The sequence below is a fragment of the Motiliproteus sp. SC1-56 genome (assembly GCF_017309075.1).
Lineage (GTDB): Bacteria > Pseudomonadota > Gammaproteobacteria > Pseudomonadales > Balneatricaceae > Motiliproteus.
Genome location: NZ_JAEMGS010000010.1, coordinates 1 through 14,944 on the forward strand (window position 1 = coordinate 1; position 14,944 = coordinate 14,944).

The 14,944-nt window shown below is 59.7% G+C and carries 15 protein-coding genes; 10 read left to right on the forward strand and 5 right to left on the reverse strand.

Translation table 11 applies throughout. The annotated features are described in order from the left end of the window. Window positions 1-596: 596 nt before the first annotated feature. From JGZ97_RS12075 to JGZ97_RS12100, 6 genes are all read left to right on the forward strand, one after another. Complete coding sequence (locus tag JGZ97_RS12075; protein WP_207062886.1) at window positions 597-1,238, forward strand: SGNH/GDSL hydrolase family protein; 642 nt, start codon at window positions 597-599, stop codon at window positions 1,236-1,238. Window positions 1,239-1,340: 102 nt separating this feature from the next. Next, the gene (locus JGZ97_RS12080; RefSeq protein WP_207062887.1) at window positions 1,341-1,652 is read left to right on the forward strand and encodes a pyrimidine/purine nucleoside phosphorylase; all 312 of its coding nucleotides are present in this window, start codon (window positions 1,341-1,343) and stop codon (window positions 1,650-1,652) included. A 20-nt stretch (window positions 1,653-1,672) separates the two neighbouring features. Continuing rightward, window positions 1,673-2,023: a carboxymuconolactone decarboxylase family protein gene (locus JGZ97_RS12085; protein ID WP_242521732.1), complete on the forward strand. Its 351-nt coding sequence runs from the start codon at window positions 1,673-1,675 to the stop codon at window positions 2,021-2,023. 189 nt (window positions 2,024-2,212) lie between these two features. Then, the gene (locus tag JGZ97_RS18510; protein WP_370584058.1) at window positions 2,213-2,575 is read left to right on the forward strand and encodes a zf-TFIIB domain-containing protein; all 363 of its coding nucleotides are present in this window, start codon (window positions 2,213-2,215) and stop codon (window positions 2,573-2,575) included. Window positions 2,576-2,617: 42 nt separating this feature from the next. Then, on the forward strand, window positions 2,618-3,073 hold the full coding sequence (locus JGZ97_RS12095; protein WP_207062889.1) for a hypothetical protein: 456 nt from the start codon (window positions 2,618-2,620) through the stop codon (window positions 3,071-3,073). A gap of 90 nt (window positions 3,074-3,163) precedes the next feature. Continuing rightward, window positions 3,164-4,639: an AAA family ATPase gene (locus JGZ97_RS12100; protein ID WP_207062890.1), complete on the forward strand. Its 1,476-nt coding sequence runs from the start codon at window positions 3,164-3,166 to the stop codon at window positions 4,637-4,639. Window positions 4,640-4,754: 115 nt separating this feature from the next. On the opposite strand, the gene hutC is transcribed toward JGZ97_RS12100, so the two are convergent. Next, window positions 4,755-5,462, reverse strand: a complete 708-nt coding sequence (gene hutC / locus JGZ97_RS12105; protein ID WP_207062891.1) for a histidine utilization repressor — start codon at window positions 5,460-5,462, stop codon at window positions 4,755-4,757. A gap of 178 nt (window positions 5,463-5,640) precedes the next feature. On the opposite strand from hutC, the gene hutI reads away from it, so the two are divergent. From hutI to hutH, 4 genes are all read left to right on the forward strand, one after another. Continuing rightward, window positions 5,641-6,873 carry an imidazolonepropionase gene (gene hutI, locus JGZ97_RS12110; RefSeq protein WP_207062892.1) on the forward strand — a complete coding sequence of 411 codons (1,233 nt, stop codon included), beginning with the start codon at window positions 5,641-5,643 and terminating at the stop codon, window positions 6,871-6,873. Next, complete coding sequence (gene hutG / locus JGZ97_RS12115) at window positions 6,866-7,828, forward strand: formimidoylglutamase (protein ID WP_207062893.1); 963 nt, start codon at window positions 6,866-6,868, stop codon at window positions 7,826-7,828. The genes hutI and hutG overlap by 8 nt, the downstream gene beginning before the upstream one ends. Before the next feature lie 83 nt (window positions 7,829-7,911). Further along, complete coding sequence (hutU, locus tag JGZ97_RS12120) at window positions 7,912-9,609, forward strand: urocanate hydratase (RefSeq protein WP_207062894.1); 1,698 nt, start codon at window positions 7,912-7,914, stop codon at window positions 9,607-9,609. 28 nt (window positions 9,610-9,637) lie between these two features. Beyond that, on the forward strand, window positions 9,638-11,173 hold the full coding sequence (gene hutH, locus JGZ97_RS12125) for a histidine ammonia-lyase (protein ID WP_207062895.1): 1,536 nt from the start codon (window positions 9,638-9,640) through the stop codon (window positions 11,171-11,173). Window positions 11,174-11,323: 150 nt separating this feature from the next. On the opposite strand, the gene JGZ97_RS12130 is transcribed toward hutH, so the two are convergent. From JGZ97_RS12130 to JGZ97_RS12145, 4 genes are all read right to left on the reverse strand, one after another. Then, window positions 11,324-11,617 carry a DUF1330 domain-containing protein gene (locus JGZ97_RS12130; protein ID WP_207062896.1) on the reverse strand — a complete coding sequence of 98 codons (294 nt, stop codon included), beginning with the start codon at window positions 11,615-11,617 and terminating at the stop codon, window positions 11,324-11,326. Window positions 11,618-11,661: 44 nt separating this feature from the next. Next, on the reverse strand, window positions 11,662-12,234 hold the full coding sequence (locus JGZ97_RS12135; protein WP_207062897.1) for a lipid-binding SYLF domain-containing protein: 573 nt from the start codon (window positions 12,232-12,234) through the stop codon (window positions 11,662-11,664). Between the two features lie 78 nt (window positions 12,235-12,312). Beyond that, a complete protein-coding gene (locus tag JGZ97_RS12140) occupies window positions 12,313-14,220 on the reverse strand; it encodes a nitrogen regulation protein NR(II) (RefSeq protein ID WP_207062898.1) in 1,908 nt (635 codons plus the stop codon). A gap of 152 nt (window positions 14,221-14,372) precedes the next feature. Then, entirely contained in the window at window positions 14,373-14,771 is a 399-nt protein-coding gene (locus tag JGZ97_RS12145) for a hypothetical protein (RefSeq protein WP_207062899.1), read from the reverse strand. Window positions 14,772-14,944 lie beyond the last annotated feature (173 nt).

Here is a 14,944-nt window from a genome sequence, read left to right on the forward strand (position 1 = left end):
GAGAAACTTCTCTTTGCGTGTCTGGCGACTCTTGCTGGTGAACTCGCTGTCAGCGAAGGAGAGTTGGTGATCCATGGATAGCCCTCAGCACATCAGAGCGCGGATTGTCTCATGCCAAGGGACTTAATCGCATGCTCCCTAGTCGGAAACGAAAGCACCATATTGGTTGTACTGGCATCAACATACATCTTATTTAGACTGCCAATTTTCGGTCAGCGCAATAAATATCGAAGTACTTTTATGGTCACTGCATCGACACTGGTTTTGTTTGTGATTTCGTACTTTCTTCGCGACCTGGTTCAATATCTTGAATCAACAGCATTGGTAGTCGTATTAATATCAGCAGCCTGGGTTTCGGTGTTGCTTCCTGGACCCGCTAATAAAGTGTCTGTACCTAAAGAAAAAAGACCGCATTGGCAATAGGATTATGGTCGGCTGGCATCCTTTCTCTGATAGCGGCAGGGATTTGGCAACGTGTATAGCCCAAGCCCTAACAATGCGTTCAAAAACGTTCGCTGCGCTCACTGGAACCTGCAAACTACTGCGCAGTTTTCCGTCCCGTTAATGGGGCGTTAAAACGCAACCGAGATCAAGCCATGAATCAAATTCTCGTATACTCCGACAGTCTGACATGGGGAATTATTCCGAACACCCGGGAACGACTAGCATTTGAAAAACGCTGGCCGGGCGTTTTTGAAAACACATTAATCAAACTCGGCAAGAATGTTCGAGTGGTTGAAAATTGTCTGAATGGTCGCAGAACTACGTGGAGTGACCCGTTCAAGGATGGGCGCGATGGCTCGCAAGGCTTAGCACAGGTTATTGAAATGCATTCACCATTGAAGCTGGTGATCCTGATGCTTGGCTCAAACGATTTTCAATGTACACATGATAATAACGCCTGGCTTTCCTCCCAGGGCACAGCCAAATTAATTCAAATTATCCGCCAAGCACCGATAGAGCCTGGCATGCCTGTTCCTGAAATAATGGTTATCGCTCCTCCGCCCATCGTTAAGCCCAAAGGGGTCATTGCAGATAAATTTGAAGGTGCTGAAAGGCGGTGTGCCGGTTTGGCCGCCCAGTTAGAGAATGTGGCTAACGAGCTCTCTACCCATTTTTTCAATGCGGGCAGTGTCACCGAAGCCAGCGCTATTGACGGCATCCACCTAGACGAGAAGCAACATCGAACTTTAGGCAAGGCCATCGCCTATGCCGTATCCGAAAAAATAGCCTTATAACAGGGGCTGCCATTCGCACGCTTCCCGTGTCAGACTCAGCAGCAGGTGCTTCGCCGTTGCGCCAGGCCTTATGCTGTAACAAGCCATTGGAGATATTGAACCATGTCACAATTCAACGATGTATCGATTACCCGAGAAGCAAACATCTACTTTGACGGAAAGGTTACGAGCAGAGCCGTTCACTTTCCCGACGGGACAAAGAAGACCCTTGGAATCATGCTGCCAGGTGACTATGAGTTCAGCACCGAGGCAAAGGAGCTGATGGAAATCCTCTCTGGCGATCTTGAGATTCAACGAGTCGGTGAGGAGTGGCGAAAAGTCTCAGCTGGCGAATCCTTTGAAGTGCCGGCCAATTCAAGCTTCAAATTGAAGATCATTGAAGTTACAGATTACTGCTGTAGCTATCTGGACTAGGACCAATACATGACACCTAGATGCAGGACGCCGGCACGCGCCGCGCCTGCTCTTTGTCGTTAAGGAGATTGGAGATTACAGTGCTGAGCAAGCACCACAAGGTGCTTTACGATGCATTCTACGACTCCACGCATCAGAACGAGTACCTGGATCAGAAAACCGAAGTTTTGGTAGGCCTCGCCGCTGCCATGGGCATGAATTGCCAACCCTGCACTCGCTACTATCTTCACCAGGCGAAGAAAGCCGGCATCAAGACGGGCGAAGTGTCAGAAGTTTTAGCGAAGGTGATGGCTGTAGCAGCAGGTCAAAAACGACTTCAAGCGCAGGCAGTCCTCGATGATTACAAAATCGACATTGAGTCGTTCAAGTAGTGCCCTTAATTAGGCTACGCGGTTTCGACGCATGAGCCCAGCGTAGAACGCACAACTAGCAGACCAACATCGCGATGGAGTCGCCATATGGAAGTACGTGGCATGAAGTGCCCTAGGGATCAAGGATTACTGGAGCCGTCCTCAGCAACAAGCCACGGCTCTATAGAATGTTCATCTTGCCAAGGTTTGATGATCGACGCTCGCCAGATACCTTCGCTTCGAAAGCTCAAGCATCAGAAAATACTTTCTCTTAGCGCATCCAAGATAAGTTGCCCTTCATGCGACTCGACTATGCGAGAGTTCTCTTACCGGAGTGTGGAGATCGACATCTGCCCTACATGCAAATCCGTCTGGCTTGATCCTGGCGAAGAAAAAATTCTGGAAAAACGCCGACAAAAAAAAGAAGAATCGAAATGGTACGACCACCTGGACCCAATATCCGTTTTTCCCGGTAGATCCTCTTCACGATCAAGCAGTTCTTGCTCTGGCGATGATAGCGGCATTCTAGATTTTCTGGGAGATGCTATCGGGAACCTGTTTGACGGCATTTAATACAACCGCCAATGACCACCTCAACTCCAATGGATGGCCTGCATGTTAGAAACAATAAAAAAGAAGAAACCTTTCGATTTCAAGACTCAAGAAATCGGCTCAAAAATCATTTGCGGCGCTTGCAGCCATGTACGTACGGAATCTGACAGCAACCCTGCATGGCAATGCCCAAACTGTAAATCAGCTTACGTAAAAGTGCAGAAAAAGTCGCAAGACGCATATAAAAACTTAACACAGGCAGAACTCAAGGCAAAAAACCATGCCTTTTTACAGAAATCTAAAGAAAAAAGAGAAAAGCAGAAGAAAGAGCAATTCAAGGAGCCGCTATTATCGTCCATCGGAGTCATGCTTTTCGCTGGGGTAGCCGAGGTTGCCAGTAAGTTTTCATCCTGCACCTGCTCCTCTTCCAGCCTGTCTACTCCAGCCAAGGCCGGCGCTATATTTTTTGGCATAACTCTATTGGCGATGGTGTTTCTACTTGGATTCTTAAACGAATAAAATCACAAAGACTAAAACATAAAAAAATAAAGACATCCGCAGACGAATGCGCCGACTGAATTGAATCAAATGTACAAGGCGACCCATATAATGAACAGTTCAAATGAGATAGAGGCTCTTGTCAACTCTCAGGTGCCGATCATCATCATCGAATCTCATGAGGAAATCAGAGTTTCAAAACTCATAGGAGAGGTCGCCGCGCGGGCGAAAACGCCCTTGTATAAATGGAGCGTCACTTCCGGCCTCCAGCGCATGGACATAGAGATGCCGCCACAGAAACACAACTCGGACCCTGAGGGGGTACTGAGACACATCAGCAGCATCGAAAACCCGGGGATTTTCATCCTCAACGATTTTCATCCTTTCCTGGACAACCCCGTCCATGTCCGGCTGCTTAAGGACATCGCGATAAGGCACGAACAAAGCAACCAGACAGTCGTGCTGTTAAGCCATGAAGTCGAAGTGCCGAGCGAACTGGCAAAGCTGTCGGCAACGGCCAACATCCCCCTGCCAACGAAAAGTGAACTGGATGAGGTGGTACGAAAAACCGCCAAGGACTGGGCGAAAGAGAACGGCGGGCAGGTCAAGGCCGATCGTGAAACCCTGGATATGTTGCTTAACAACCTTTCGGGACTCACCCACCGTGACGCCCGGACACTGGTCCGAAGGGCGGTGTTCGACGATGGCGCCATCACCCAGACGGACCTGCCAAAGACCATCCGCGCCAAGTATGAATTACTGGGCCGCGATGGGGTTCTGAGCTTCGAACACGATACCGCGCACTTTTCCGAGGTGGGTGGCTTCAGCCGGTTAAAAAATTGGCTTAGCTATCGTAAGGAGGCGTTTTATTCAAAGGCCCACCCCCTGCACACCGACAAACCGAAGGGGATGATGTTGCTCGGGGTCCAGGGCTGCGGCAAGAGCCTTGCCGCCAAGGCGGTCGCCGGTTTGCTGGCCGCGCCCCTGTTACGCTTGGATTTCGGAACCCTGTACAACAAATTTCATGGCGAGACGGAAAGAAATCTGAGGAATGCCTTAAAAACCGCTGAGGCCATGTCGCCCTGCGTACTGTGGATCGATGAAATTGAGAAAGGAATTGCCACCGAGAATACCGACGGGGGGACATCCCGCCGGGTGCTCGCCACCCTCCTGACCTGGATGGCGGAAAAGGAGTCCAGCGTCTTTATCGTCTCCACCGCCAACGACATTACCTCGCTACCACCAGAGTTGGTGCGAAAGGGTCGCTTTGACGAAATTTTCTTTGTCGATCTTCCCGAGCTCGATATCAGAAAAGAGATCTTTGAGATTCACCTGTCCATTCGTGGATTATCAATGGAACATTTCAATGCTGAGCAACTGGCACTGGCCAGCGAGGGCTTTTCCGGGGCTGAAATAGAGCAGGCTGTGGTCTCGGCGCAGTACACGGCCTATGCCCGGAACAGGGCTATTTCAAACGATATTCTGTTGGAGGAACTAGCCCAAACCCGTCCCCTTTCTATCATCATGGCGGAAAAAGTCGCGCACCTGCGTGCGTGGGCAAAAGGACGAACGGTTCCCTGCGACTGAGGGAGTAGGCTGCGTCTGGAGTCTGGAAATCCGCGTCCGCGTCCGCGTCGCAGCGCAGTAATGCTAGCCAGAGCCGCTTTGAATTTTTGGGTCTGAGCGCCATTTACCCTTGCGGTCAGCGCCGTGAACGCGAACTCAACCGGTAGCGGTTGCCGGGGTGGATCAGGCGGGCGCAGCTGATCAGCCCCTGGTCACTCCAGGTACGCCGGTTCACCTGCAGGCAGGGTTCCTCCGCTTTAACACCCAACAGTTGCTGCACCTCGGCGCTGGGGGCCACGGCCTCGACGATGTGCTCCACCTCCGACAGGGGAAAACGCTCGCTCAGGTACTGGCTCGGGGTCAGGGCGCTGAAATCCTGCTGCAGATAGTCCGGGACCACCTCGGCGTTGACGTAGCGATCCTCGAGCTGGATCGGGACGCCGTTCTCGCGGTGGACGATCAGCGAGTGAAAGGCGATCTCACCGGGGTTGAGTCCCATGCGCGCCGCCACGGAGGAATCCACTGACACGGCTTCGAGGCGGTGGCGTTCGCTGCTGTAAATATGGTGACGGGCACGGATTTCGTCGGCGATATTGCGGATCTCCAGCAGCGGCGACTCGGCCTGCACCTCGGCGACAAAAGTACCCAGCCCCTGGTGGCGCACCAGCACCCCGTCGCTCACCAGTTCCTGGATCGCCTTGTTGGCGGTCATGCGACTCACCGTGAACTGCTCCGCCAGCGCCATCTCCGTGGGGATTTGCTGGCCGGGACCGTAACGCCCCTCGCGAACGGCTTCAAGCAGGTGCTGCTTGATCGCTTTGTAACGGGGTAGCACCGAATGCATTCCTCTCTCTGTCCTTAATTCCGCCGCGCCATCTCCCTATTGAATACCTGCTGAACAGGCCCCGGTGAAACGTGCGGCGGTTCAATGGGGTCACATCCTATAGGGATTTCACCGCGTTTTCTACAATTGTATATACATGTATAGACATTCGAATTCCGCTACTCCATAATCGCCGCCCATGAATACGACAACGACCCCACAACTCTGGTACAACGTCCGCATCGCCACCCTGGATCCGCGGGTAGACGCCCCCTACGGGCTGCTCGACGATCAGGCCCTAGTGATCAGGGACGGACACATTCACTGGCTGGGCCCGGCCGCAGAACAGGACCCGGCCCGCTTCGAGGGTACGGTGGTAAACGGCGGCGGACGCCTGCTTACCCCGGGCCTGATCGACAGCCACACCCACCTGGTTTACGGCGGCCAGCGCAGCAACGAATTCGCCGCCCGCCTGGCGGGCGACAGCTACGAGGCCATCGCCCGGCGCGGCGGTGGCATTCTGGCCACGGTCAACGCCACCCGCGAGCTCGACGAAGCGGCCCTGGTGCAGACCGCCCTGCCCCGCCTGCGCGCCCTGTGCGCCGAAGGGGCCACCACGGTGGAGATCAAGTCGGGCTACGGACTCACCGTCGCCGACGAGCTGAAGATGCTCCGCGCCGCCAAGGCCCTGGCCAGGCAGGTGCCGGTGCGGATCCGCACCACCCTGCTGGCGGCCCACGCCGTGCCCCCTGAATACAAAGGCCGCAGCGACGATTACGTCGACCTAATCTGCCGCGAGCTGATTCCCCGGGTGGCCGAAGAGGGGCTGGCCGAGGCCGTGGATGTGTTCTGCGAAAACATCGCCTTTGACGCGCCCCAGTGCGAGCGCCTGTTTGAAACTGCCCGTGCCCATGGCTTGGGCATCAAGGGGCATATGGAGCAGCTTTCCAACCTGGGCGGCAGCCGTCTCGCCGCCCGTTTCGGGGCCTGGTCCGTGGATCACCTCGAGTACCTGGACGATGCCGCCATCGCCGCCATGAAGGAGGCGGGCACCGTCGCCTGCCTGCTGCCCGGCGCCTTCTATTTTCTCGGCGAGACCAAGCTGCCGCCCGTGGCCGCGCTGCGCGAGGCCGGGGTGCCGATGGCGCTCGCCACCGACTGCAACCCGGGCAGCTCGCCCCTGGCCTCCCTGCGCCTGATGCTGAACATGGGCTGCGTGCTGTTCGGCCTCACCCCCGAGGAGGCCCTGGCCGGGGTCACCCGCGAGGGCGCCCGCGCCCTGGGTCTGTCCGAAGAGACCGGCATGATCCGCGAGGGCATGGCCGCCGACCTGCTGCTCTGGGACCTGGATGACCCGGCCCAGCTCTCTTATGAATTCGGTCCCCAGCGCCTGGTCAAACGTCTGCTGGCAGGAGAAGAGACCCATGTATGACGCAATGAACCCCGATATCTGGCGCGGACGCCGGGATGATCACGAGGAGGGGCCGGCACCGCGCTGGCACCAGGTCGTGCAACCCCTGCAACTGGACGCCCCCACCGAGGCGCCGGCGGGCGCCGCCCTGCTGGGGCTCTGTACCGACGCCGGGGTCAAACGCAACCAGGGGCGTCCCGGGGCCCGCAACGGCCCGGACGCCATTCGCCGCGTCCTGGCCAGCCAGGCCTGGCACCTGGATCGCCCCCTTTATGATTCGGGCAACCTGCACTGCGAAGCGGACGAGCTGGAAAGCTTCCAGCAGCGCCAAGCCGCAAGCGTCGAGTCCCTGCTCAAGCAGGGTCACTTTCCGCTGCTGATCGGCGGTGGTCACGAGATCGCCTTCGGCAACTTCAAGGGGCTGCTGGACTTTTCCCGCGACCACCTGGAGGGGCCGGTGGGCATCCTCAACTTCGACGCCCACTTCGACCTGCGCCGCGACGAGAAGGCCAGCTCCGGCACCCCCTTCCTGCAGGCCGCCGAGTACTGCCAGGCGCAGGACGTGCCCTTTCACTACGCCTGCCTGGGGGTGAGCGAAACCGCCAACACCCAGGCGCTGTTCCAACGGGCTGACGCCCTGGGCGTGCGCTACATGACGGACGATCAGATCGATCCCTGGGACCTGGGCAACGTATACGCCCTGATCGACGCCTTCGTCGAGCCGCTGTCCGCGCTCTACCTGACCATCGACCTGGACGTGCTGCCCGCCGGCGAGATGCCCGGCGTCAGCGCCCCGGCCCCCCGCGGCGTGCCGCTGGCGGTGCTGGAGAAGCTGATCGACCACGTGCGTCTGCGGGCCGGCGAACGGCTGCGCCTGGCGGACATGGCCGAGTACAGCCCGGAGTACGACATCGACGCGCGTAGCGCCCGGGTCGCGGCGCGCCTCTGCCACCGCATCCTGCGCCCGCTCCCCTGAGCGGGCGCCCGACAACGACTAGCACGGCACTCCGTTAACACCGATTTTGTAACCGCTCCGACAGGGGCTAAGCGAGAGAAACTATGACAACAAACAATCCCGTTTCCCAAAAGGACAACCGCCTGGATCCCAGCCGCGTCATCAAGGCACCCACGGGTTCTGAAAAGACCTGTAAAAGCTGGCTCACCGAAGCCGCCATGCGCATGCTCATGAACAACCTGCACCCGGACGTCGCCGAGCGCCCCGAGGAGCTGGTGGTGTACGGCGGCATCGGCCGCGCCGCGCGCAACTGGGCCTGCTACGACAAGATCATCGAAGTGCTGCAGCGCCTGGAGGATGACGAATCCCTGCTGATCCAGTCCGGCAAGCCGGTGGGCGTATTCAAGACCCACGAAGACGCGCCGCGGGTTCTGATCGCCAACTCCAACCTGGTACCGCACTGGGCCACCTGGGAGCACTTCAACGAGCTGGATAAGAAAGGCCTGATGATGTACGGCCAGATGACCGCCGGCTCCTGGGTTTACATCGGCTCCCAGGGCATTGTCCAGGGCACCTACGAAACCTTCGCGGCGATGGCCAAGCAGCACTTCGGCGGCGATGCGTCCGGCAAGTGGGTACTGACCGGTGGTCTCGGTGGCATGGGTGGCGCCCAGCCCCTGGCCGCGACCATGGCCGGCTTCTCTTGTATCACCGTTGAGTGCGACGAAACCCGCATCGACTTCCGTCTGCGTACCCGCTACGTCGACAAGAAGGCCTACAGCCTGGACGAAGCCCTGGAAATGATCGAAGCGGCCAAGGCGGAAGGCAAGCCGGTTTCCGTGGGTCTGCTCGGCAACTGTGCCGACATCTTCCCCGAGATCGTTGAGCGCGGCATCGTACCGGACGTGGTCACCGACCAGACCAGCGCCCACGACCCGCTGAACGGTTACCTGCCCAAGGGCTGGTCTCTTGAGCACGCGGCCGAGATGCGCAAAAAAGACGAAGCGGCCGTCATCGACGCAGCCAAAGAGTCCATGGCGATCCAGGTGCGCGCCATGCTGGAGCTGCAAAAGCGCGGTGCCGCTACCACCGACTACGGCAACAACATCCGTCAGATGGCCAAGGAGAAAGGTGTCGAGAACGCCTTTGACTTCCCCGGCTTCGTACCGGCTTACATCCGTCCGCTGTTCTGCGAAGGGATCGGTCCGTTCCGCTGGGTAGCGCTCTCCGGCGATCCGGAAGATATCTACAAGACCGACCAGAAAGTTAAAGAGCTGATCCCCGACGATCCCCACCTGCACAACTGGCTGGACATGGCGCGCGAGCGCATCGCCTTCCAGGGTCTGCCGGCGCGTATCTGCTGGGTAGGTCTGAAAGATCGCGCCCGTCTGGCACTGGCCTTCAACGAAATGGTTAAAAATGGCGAGCTGAAAGCGCCGGTTGTTATCGGCCGTGACCACCTCGACTCCGGTTCCGTAACCAGCCCCAACCGCGAAACCGAAGCGATGAAAGACGGCAGTGATGCCATCTCCGACTGGTCACTGCTGAACGCGCTGCTGAACACCGCGGGCGGCGCCACCTGGGTCTCCCTGCACCACGGTGGTGGCGTGGGCATGGGCTTCAGCCAGCACGCCGGTGTGGTCATCGTCGCCGACGGTACCGACGCCGCAGCCAAGCGCCTCGGCCGCGTGCTGCGTAACGACCCGGGCACCGGTGTCATGCGCCACGCCGATGCCGGTTACGACATCGCCATCAACTGCGCCAAAGAGCAGGGCCTCGACCTGCCGATGCTGAACGACTAGCCGTCGCTGAACAACTACGGAAACTGTTATGAACGAAATGATGATTCAACCCGGCCTGATGACCCTGGCCGACCTGCGCCGTGTCGTTAAAGAGCCGGTCACCCTGGCCCTGGATCCGGCCAGCCACGCCGCGATTGACGCGAGCGCCGCGGCGGTCACCCGCGTGATCGAAGAGAACCGCGTGGTCTACGGCATCAACACCGGTTTCGGGCTGCTGGCCAATACACGCATCGCCCCCGAAGACCTGGAGCTGCTCCAGCGCAGCATCGTGCTGTCCCACGCGGCCGGTATCGGCGACATGATGTCGCCGGCCACCGTGCGCCTGATGATGACCCTGAAGATCAACTCCCTGGCCCGCGGTTTCTCCGGTATCCGCCTGAGCGTGATCGAGGCCCTGATCAAGCTGGTCAACGCCGAAGTGTTCCCCTGCGTGCCGCAAAAAGGCTCCGTGGGCGCCTCCGGCGACCTAGCGCCGCTGGCCCACATGAGCACCGTGCTGCTGGGTGAAGGCGAAGTGCTGTACAAGGGCGAGCGCCTCTCCGGCGCCGAGGGCCTGAAGATCGCCGGCCTCGAGCCGATCACCCTGGCACCCAAGGAAGGTCTGGCGCTGCTGAACGGCACCCAGGCCTCCACCGCCTTTGCCCTGGAAGGGCTGTTCGCGGCGGAAGACCTGTTCGCCGCCGGCACCGTCGCCGGCGCTGCGTCTGTGGAAGCCGCCCTTGGCAGCCGTCGTCCGTTCGACGCCCGCATTCACGCCGTTCGCGGCCAGCAGGGCCAGATCGACGCCGCGGCGGCCTACCGCCACCTGCTTGGCGAAGCCTCGGAGGTGGGTAACTCCCACGAAGACTGCGAGAAGGTGCAGGACCCCTACTCCCTGCGCTGTCAGCCCCAGGTGATGGGCGCCTGCCTGCAGCAGATCCGTCAGGCGGCCGAAGTACTTCTGGTGGAAGCCAATGCGGTTTCCGACAACCCGCTGGTGTTCGCCGACGACGATGACTTCATCTCCGGCGGTAACTTCCACGCCGAGCCCGTGGCGATGGCCGCCGACAACCTGGCGCTGGCCCTGTCCGAGATCGGCGCCCTGTCCGAGCGTCGCATGGCCCTGCTGATCGACTCCAACCTGAGCAAGCTGCCGCCCTTCCTGGTGAACAACGGCGGCGTCAACTCCGGCTTTATGATCGCCCAGGTGACTTCCGCGGCGCTGGCGAGCGAGAACAAGACCCTCGCCCACCCGGCCTCGGTGGACAGCATGCCCACCTCCGCCAACCAGGAAGACCACGTCTCCATGGCCACCTTTGCCGGTCGCCGTCTGCGGGACATGGCGGAAAACACCGCCGGCATCCTGGCGGTTGAGCTGCTGGCCGCTTGCCAGGGCCTTGACTTCCGCGCCCCGCTCAAGAGCTCCGCGCCGGTTGAAGAGGCCAAGGCGGCACTGCGCCAGCGGGTTGCCTTCTACGACAAGGATCGCTACTTCGCCCCCGATATCGAGGCGGCCAAGAACCTGATCCAGGAAGGCGGCTACAACGCGCTGATGCCCGCAGAGCTGCTTCCCAGCGTAGGCTAAGCCCCCTTCGCCACGGCTCTGCTCCACCCTCGGGTGGCGGTGGCGCCGTGGCGATGCGCGGCACAAACCCTGACGGCCCGTCACCGGGAGGATTCCATCTTTCCCGGCGGCGGGCCGTCATCGTCTCTGGCCCAATACGAGGCCTCTAATTCAAACGCCTTCCGTGAGAATCACATTGACCTCCGCGCAGGACTGGCGCAGCGCTTTCCAGGGGCGGTACGCCTCGGAGTGATACCAGGCTTTGAACTGCTCGGTGCTGGGAAACTCGTGAATGACGATCAGGTTGCTCGGCCACTCTCCCTCCAGCACGTCCCCCCGCCCCCCCTTTACCAGGAACCGACCGCCGTATGGCGCCAGCGTCGGAAGGTGGCCGGTGACGTACGCAGCAAACTTTTTCTCGTCGAGGATTCGCACGATGTTGACGATACTGTAGGCTTTTTTCATCGGTCACCCCGTGTCCGCTTGCGGGCTTTGATCAAGCGCGGTGATCAAGGACGCTGACCGCCGGTCAAAGGGACGAAATCGAACTTCTGCCCGCCCAGGGCCGCCTCCACCATCCACCCCCCGCGACTCAGGGTGAACACCGCCACGCCCTGGTGAAATGCGAGATCCAGGGACGCGCCCTGGGTGTCGGTCGCCAGGGAGACCTGCCCTCCCAACTCAAGCCCACCCGAGGTAAAACGCTGCAAGGCCTTGGCGTCCTTGAAGAAGATCACCTCCGAGAACGTCTGGGCACCCAGCGCCGCGCCGACGGTCACTTGCGTCAGGGTGGCGTAACCGATCAGCCGATGTCGAGCATATACCTCGCCTTCGCCAAAGGCGCCGCCGAGCACGAAAGCGCCCTTGGTCACCTGCGGGAACACCGCGTAACCATAGGCCTGCTGAAAGTAGGTGCGCAGGGCGGGAACCTGGGCCTGGAAGCGGGCCAAGGTTTGTCTCACTTCAGGGCCGGCACCGTCCCCCACGGCCGCCGGCGACGAGCCCTTGGAGGCGGGCGTCCAGCCGCCGCTGCAGGCACCGAGCAACAGTGCCACTCCGACGGTAAGAAGCTGTTTGACCATACCGAACTCCGTTCCCTGGCTGCTCAGTATAGAAGCCCCGACACGCGCCCGGGCGCCCAGTTGAGCCCGGGAATAGGATCAGAAGCCGGCGCTTGCCTGTTGCTGTGGTTCGCCAGGAAGGTCGATGTGAATGTGGGTGCCCTCGCCGACCCGGGAGTGAATCTGCATCTCGCCATGCAGGCTGCTGACCAGCGAATCGCACAGCGAAAGTCCGAGCCCCGTGCCCTTACCCACGGGCTTGGTGGTGAAAAAGGCTTCACGTGCCTGGGCCAGCACCTCAGGAGGCATGCCGGTGCCATTATCGCTCACCGAGAGGCGAATGTTCTGTCCGACCTGGGCCGTCTTCACCTCGATTCGGGGGCTCTCTCCGGGGGCCTCGGTCACCGCATCCGCCGCGTTGGCCAGCAGATTCATCAATACCTGGACCAGCAGATCACCGACGGCGAAAACAGCCGGCAGTTGGCTGTCGAGGTTCAACTCCAGCTCAATGGCCTCGAACCGTTTGTCGTGGCGCATCAGCCGGCAGGTGCGCCCCACCAGGTTGTTGAGATCCAGCAACTGGGGCTCCCCCCCGTGGGGGTTGGCGAACTCGGATACGTCACGGGTGATGCTGATCACCCGCTGCACGTGCTCCTGCACCAGGCGCATGTGCTCACGAATTTCGTCGCTGCGCTGGGCGACTCCGGGACAGGGGTCGCAGAGCTGGTCAATCAGGCCGGAGATCGCCGCCACCGGGTTGCCGATTTCGTGGACGATGCCCGCCGCCAGGGTACCGATGGCGGCCATCTTCTCCTGGTGGAACGACTTCTGCCGCGCCTCGTTCAGCGCCCGCTCGGCTTTCACCTGCTCGGTGAGGTCGCGAATGGTGCCGATAAAGAGCAGCGTATCGCCGACAGAGGTTTCGGTGACGGCCAGTTCGATGGGAAACAGCGTGCCGTCGCGTCGCATCCCCTCGAGACGGCGTAGATTGCCGATAATGCGCCGCTCGCCGGTATCCAGATAGTGGCGCAGGTATTCATCGTGGTGGTGGCCATGCTCGTCCGGCATCAGCATCCTGACGTTTTCACCCAGCACCTCCTCGGCCGAGTAGCCGAACATCTCCTCGGCCGTGGGGTTGAATGAAGAGACGGTGCCCTGCCCATCGATAGTGATGATGCCGTTGAAGACATTATCCATAATCGCGTGCAGGTAACGCTCCTTCCCCCTGAGGTCCTTCTCCGCCGCCCTGCGCTCTTCCACCTCCCGGGCCAGGCCCAGGGTGCGCTCTGTGACCCGGCTCTCGAGCTCCTTTTTTACCCTTTGCAGCTCGCGCAGGGAGGTGCGCAATGCACTGTGGTTTTTGCGCAGGTGGCCATCGGCGTAGCGCACCACGGCGAAGAGCAAACCGTAGAGCAGCATCAGCACACCGATAATCCCGAGGCCGATCTGCCACAGGTTGCTCTTGGCCCGCTGTGCCATGGTGGAGACGTCGGAGTAGATCGCCAGCACCGCATCCACGCCGCGCTCGTCGCCAAGGCCAAGGGGTACCAGGGTGTAGATCAGGTCGACGTCGGAAAGGCTGCCGTAGGGGGAGTCGAACCTCGGCGCGTGCTCCTGTTCACTGACCACCCAACCCGCCTTAACGCGCTGAATTTCCCCGACGCCAAAGCGCTCCGCAGCTGCATGGCCGGTACTGTAAAGAGGCTCCATCGAACCGTTATAGACCACCACCCGTACCACCGAGCGCCCCACGAGCTGTTCATGCAGCACCCGGTCAAAACGGCGCACCTCGGATGTCTCGGCTCCGCCCGGCTCGCCGTCCACCAGCGCTTGCAGCGAATCGCGCAACGCGCCGCTGATCACCCCCGCGACCGCAAGGTTCTGGTCCTGCCCCTGTATCAGCAGATTTTTGTGCAGCATATATTGGGCGAAAAGCCCCAGCACGCCGGCGGCAATAACGACGATCACCAGGCTCGAGAGGGAGAAAAACCTCAGCAGTCTGAACATAAATCCGACCGATTTAATCGACTAATCTAGGTGCAGATTATCACTGGACACCCGCGCGATGCCAGCTTAGGAGCAGGTAACGGTTTGAACTGTGGGAGATAAAGAAAGCTTAAACGGAAGAGCCCGCAAGGACGGCCCTTCCGTATCGAACCTCAGCCGTTGCGTTCGGCCAGGGTGGAGATGCACCAGGAGGTAAATGCGGCCTTGTCCCGGGGATTGCGGCATTGCGCCGGATCGGGCGCCCCTTCAAGCAGGCGGTGGAGGATGATCTCGCCCTGGGCCTCGATCACCGCGTCCATCTCCTCTTCCGAAAGGGGAGCGACAAAATAGTCCACCTCGGCGGCATCCTGGGGCGCTTGATCCCGGTCGAACTCTTCGCGCGCGCCGACATTCTGGAACAGCGCCCCCTCGCGATATTCGATTCGCCACGTCTCTGCCTGCTGGCAGTAGCGAGGCCGGAACACCTCGACATTACGTCCATGTAACTGAATTCCAACAATATTAGCGGCCCTTGATTGACGTGCATGGGCCAGCGCGGTCTCTAAGTCCATTTCTTGTCCCTCGCTTTGGTTGCGTGAACGCTTGTTATTTTTAAGGCAATAAAATCTACCGCAGCGGTCCATAAATACCATGCACAATAAGTCTTAGGGCCCCTTCCACTCGGTGCTAAAACGGAGCAACTAAACACTGCCCGCTGGGCAAATTGCAGCCGATCCGGGGTCTG

Excerpts from the sequence above, each read along its gene's own strand:
- JGZ97_RS12075 (WP_207062886.1), top strand. The coding sequence starts at position 597 with ATGAATCAAATTCTCGTATACTCCGACAGTCTGACATGGGGAATTATT.
- JGZ97_RS12080 (WP_207062887.1), top strand. The coding sequence starts at position 1,341 with ATGTCACAATTCAACGATGTATCGATTACCCGAGAAGCAAACATCTAC.
- JGZ97_RS12085 (WP_242521732.1), top strand. The coding sequence starts at position 1,673 with ATGCAGGACGCCGGCACGCGCCGCGCCTGCTCTTTGTCGTTAAGGAGA.
- JGZ97_RS18510 (WP_370584058.1), top strand. The coding sequence starts at position 2,213 with ATGATCGACGCTCGCCAGATACCTTCGCTTCGAAAGCTCAAGCATCAG.
- JGZ97_RS12095 (WP_207062889.1), top strand. The coding sequence starts at position 2,618 with ATGTTAGAAACAATAAAAAAGAAGAAACCTTTCGATTTCAAGACTCAA.
- JGZ97_RS12100 (WP_207062890.1), top strand. The coding sequence starts at position 3,164 with ATGAACAGTTCAAATGAGATAGAGGCTCTTGTCAACTCTCAGGTGCCG.
- hutC (WP_207062891.1), bottom strand. The coding sequence starts at position 5,462 with ATGCATTCGGTGCTACCCCGTTACAAAGCGATCAAGCAGCACCTGCTT.
- hutI (WP_207062892.1), top strand. The coding sequence starts at position 5,641 with ATGAATACGACAACGACCCCACAACTCTGGTACAACGTCCGCATCGCC.
- hutG (WP_207062893.1), top strand. The coding sequence starts at position 6,866 with ATGTATGACGCAATGAACCCCGATATCTGGCGCGGACGCCGGGATGAT.
- hutU (WP_207062894.1), top strand. The coding sequence starts at position 7,912 with ATGACAACAAACAATCCCGTTTCCCAAAAGGACAACCGCCTGGATCCC.
- hutH (WP_207062895.1), top strand. The coding sequence starts at position 9,638 with ATGAACGAAATGATGATTCAACCCGGCCTGATGACCCTGGCCGACCTG.
- JGZ97_RS12130 (WP_207062896.1), bottom strand. The coding sequence starts at position 11,617 with ATGAAAAAAGCCTACAGTATCGTCAACATCGTGCGAATCCTCGACGAG.
- JGZ97_RS12135 (WP_207062897.1), bottom strand. The coding sequence starts at position 12,234 with ATGGTCAAACAGCTTCTTACCGTCGGAGTGGCACTGTTGCTCGGTGCC.
- JGZ97_RS12140 (WP_207062898.1), bottom strand. The coding sequence starts at position 14,220 with ATGTTCAGACTGCTGAGGTTTTTCTCCCTCTCGAGCCTGGTGATCGTC.
- JGZ97_RS12145 (WP_207062899.1), bottom strand. The coding sequence starts at position 14,771 with ATGGACTTAGAGACCGCGCTGGCCCATGCACGTCAATCAAGGGCCGCT.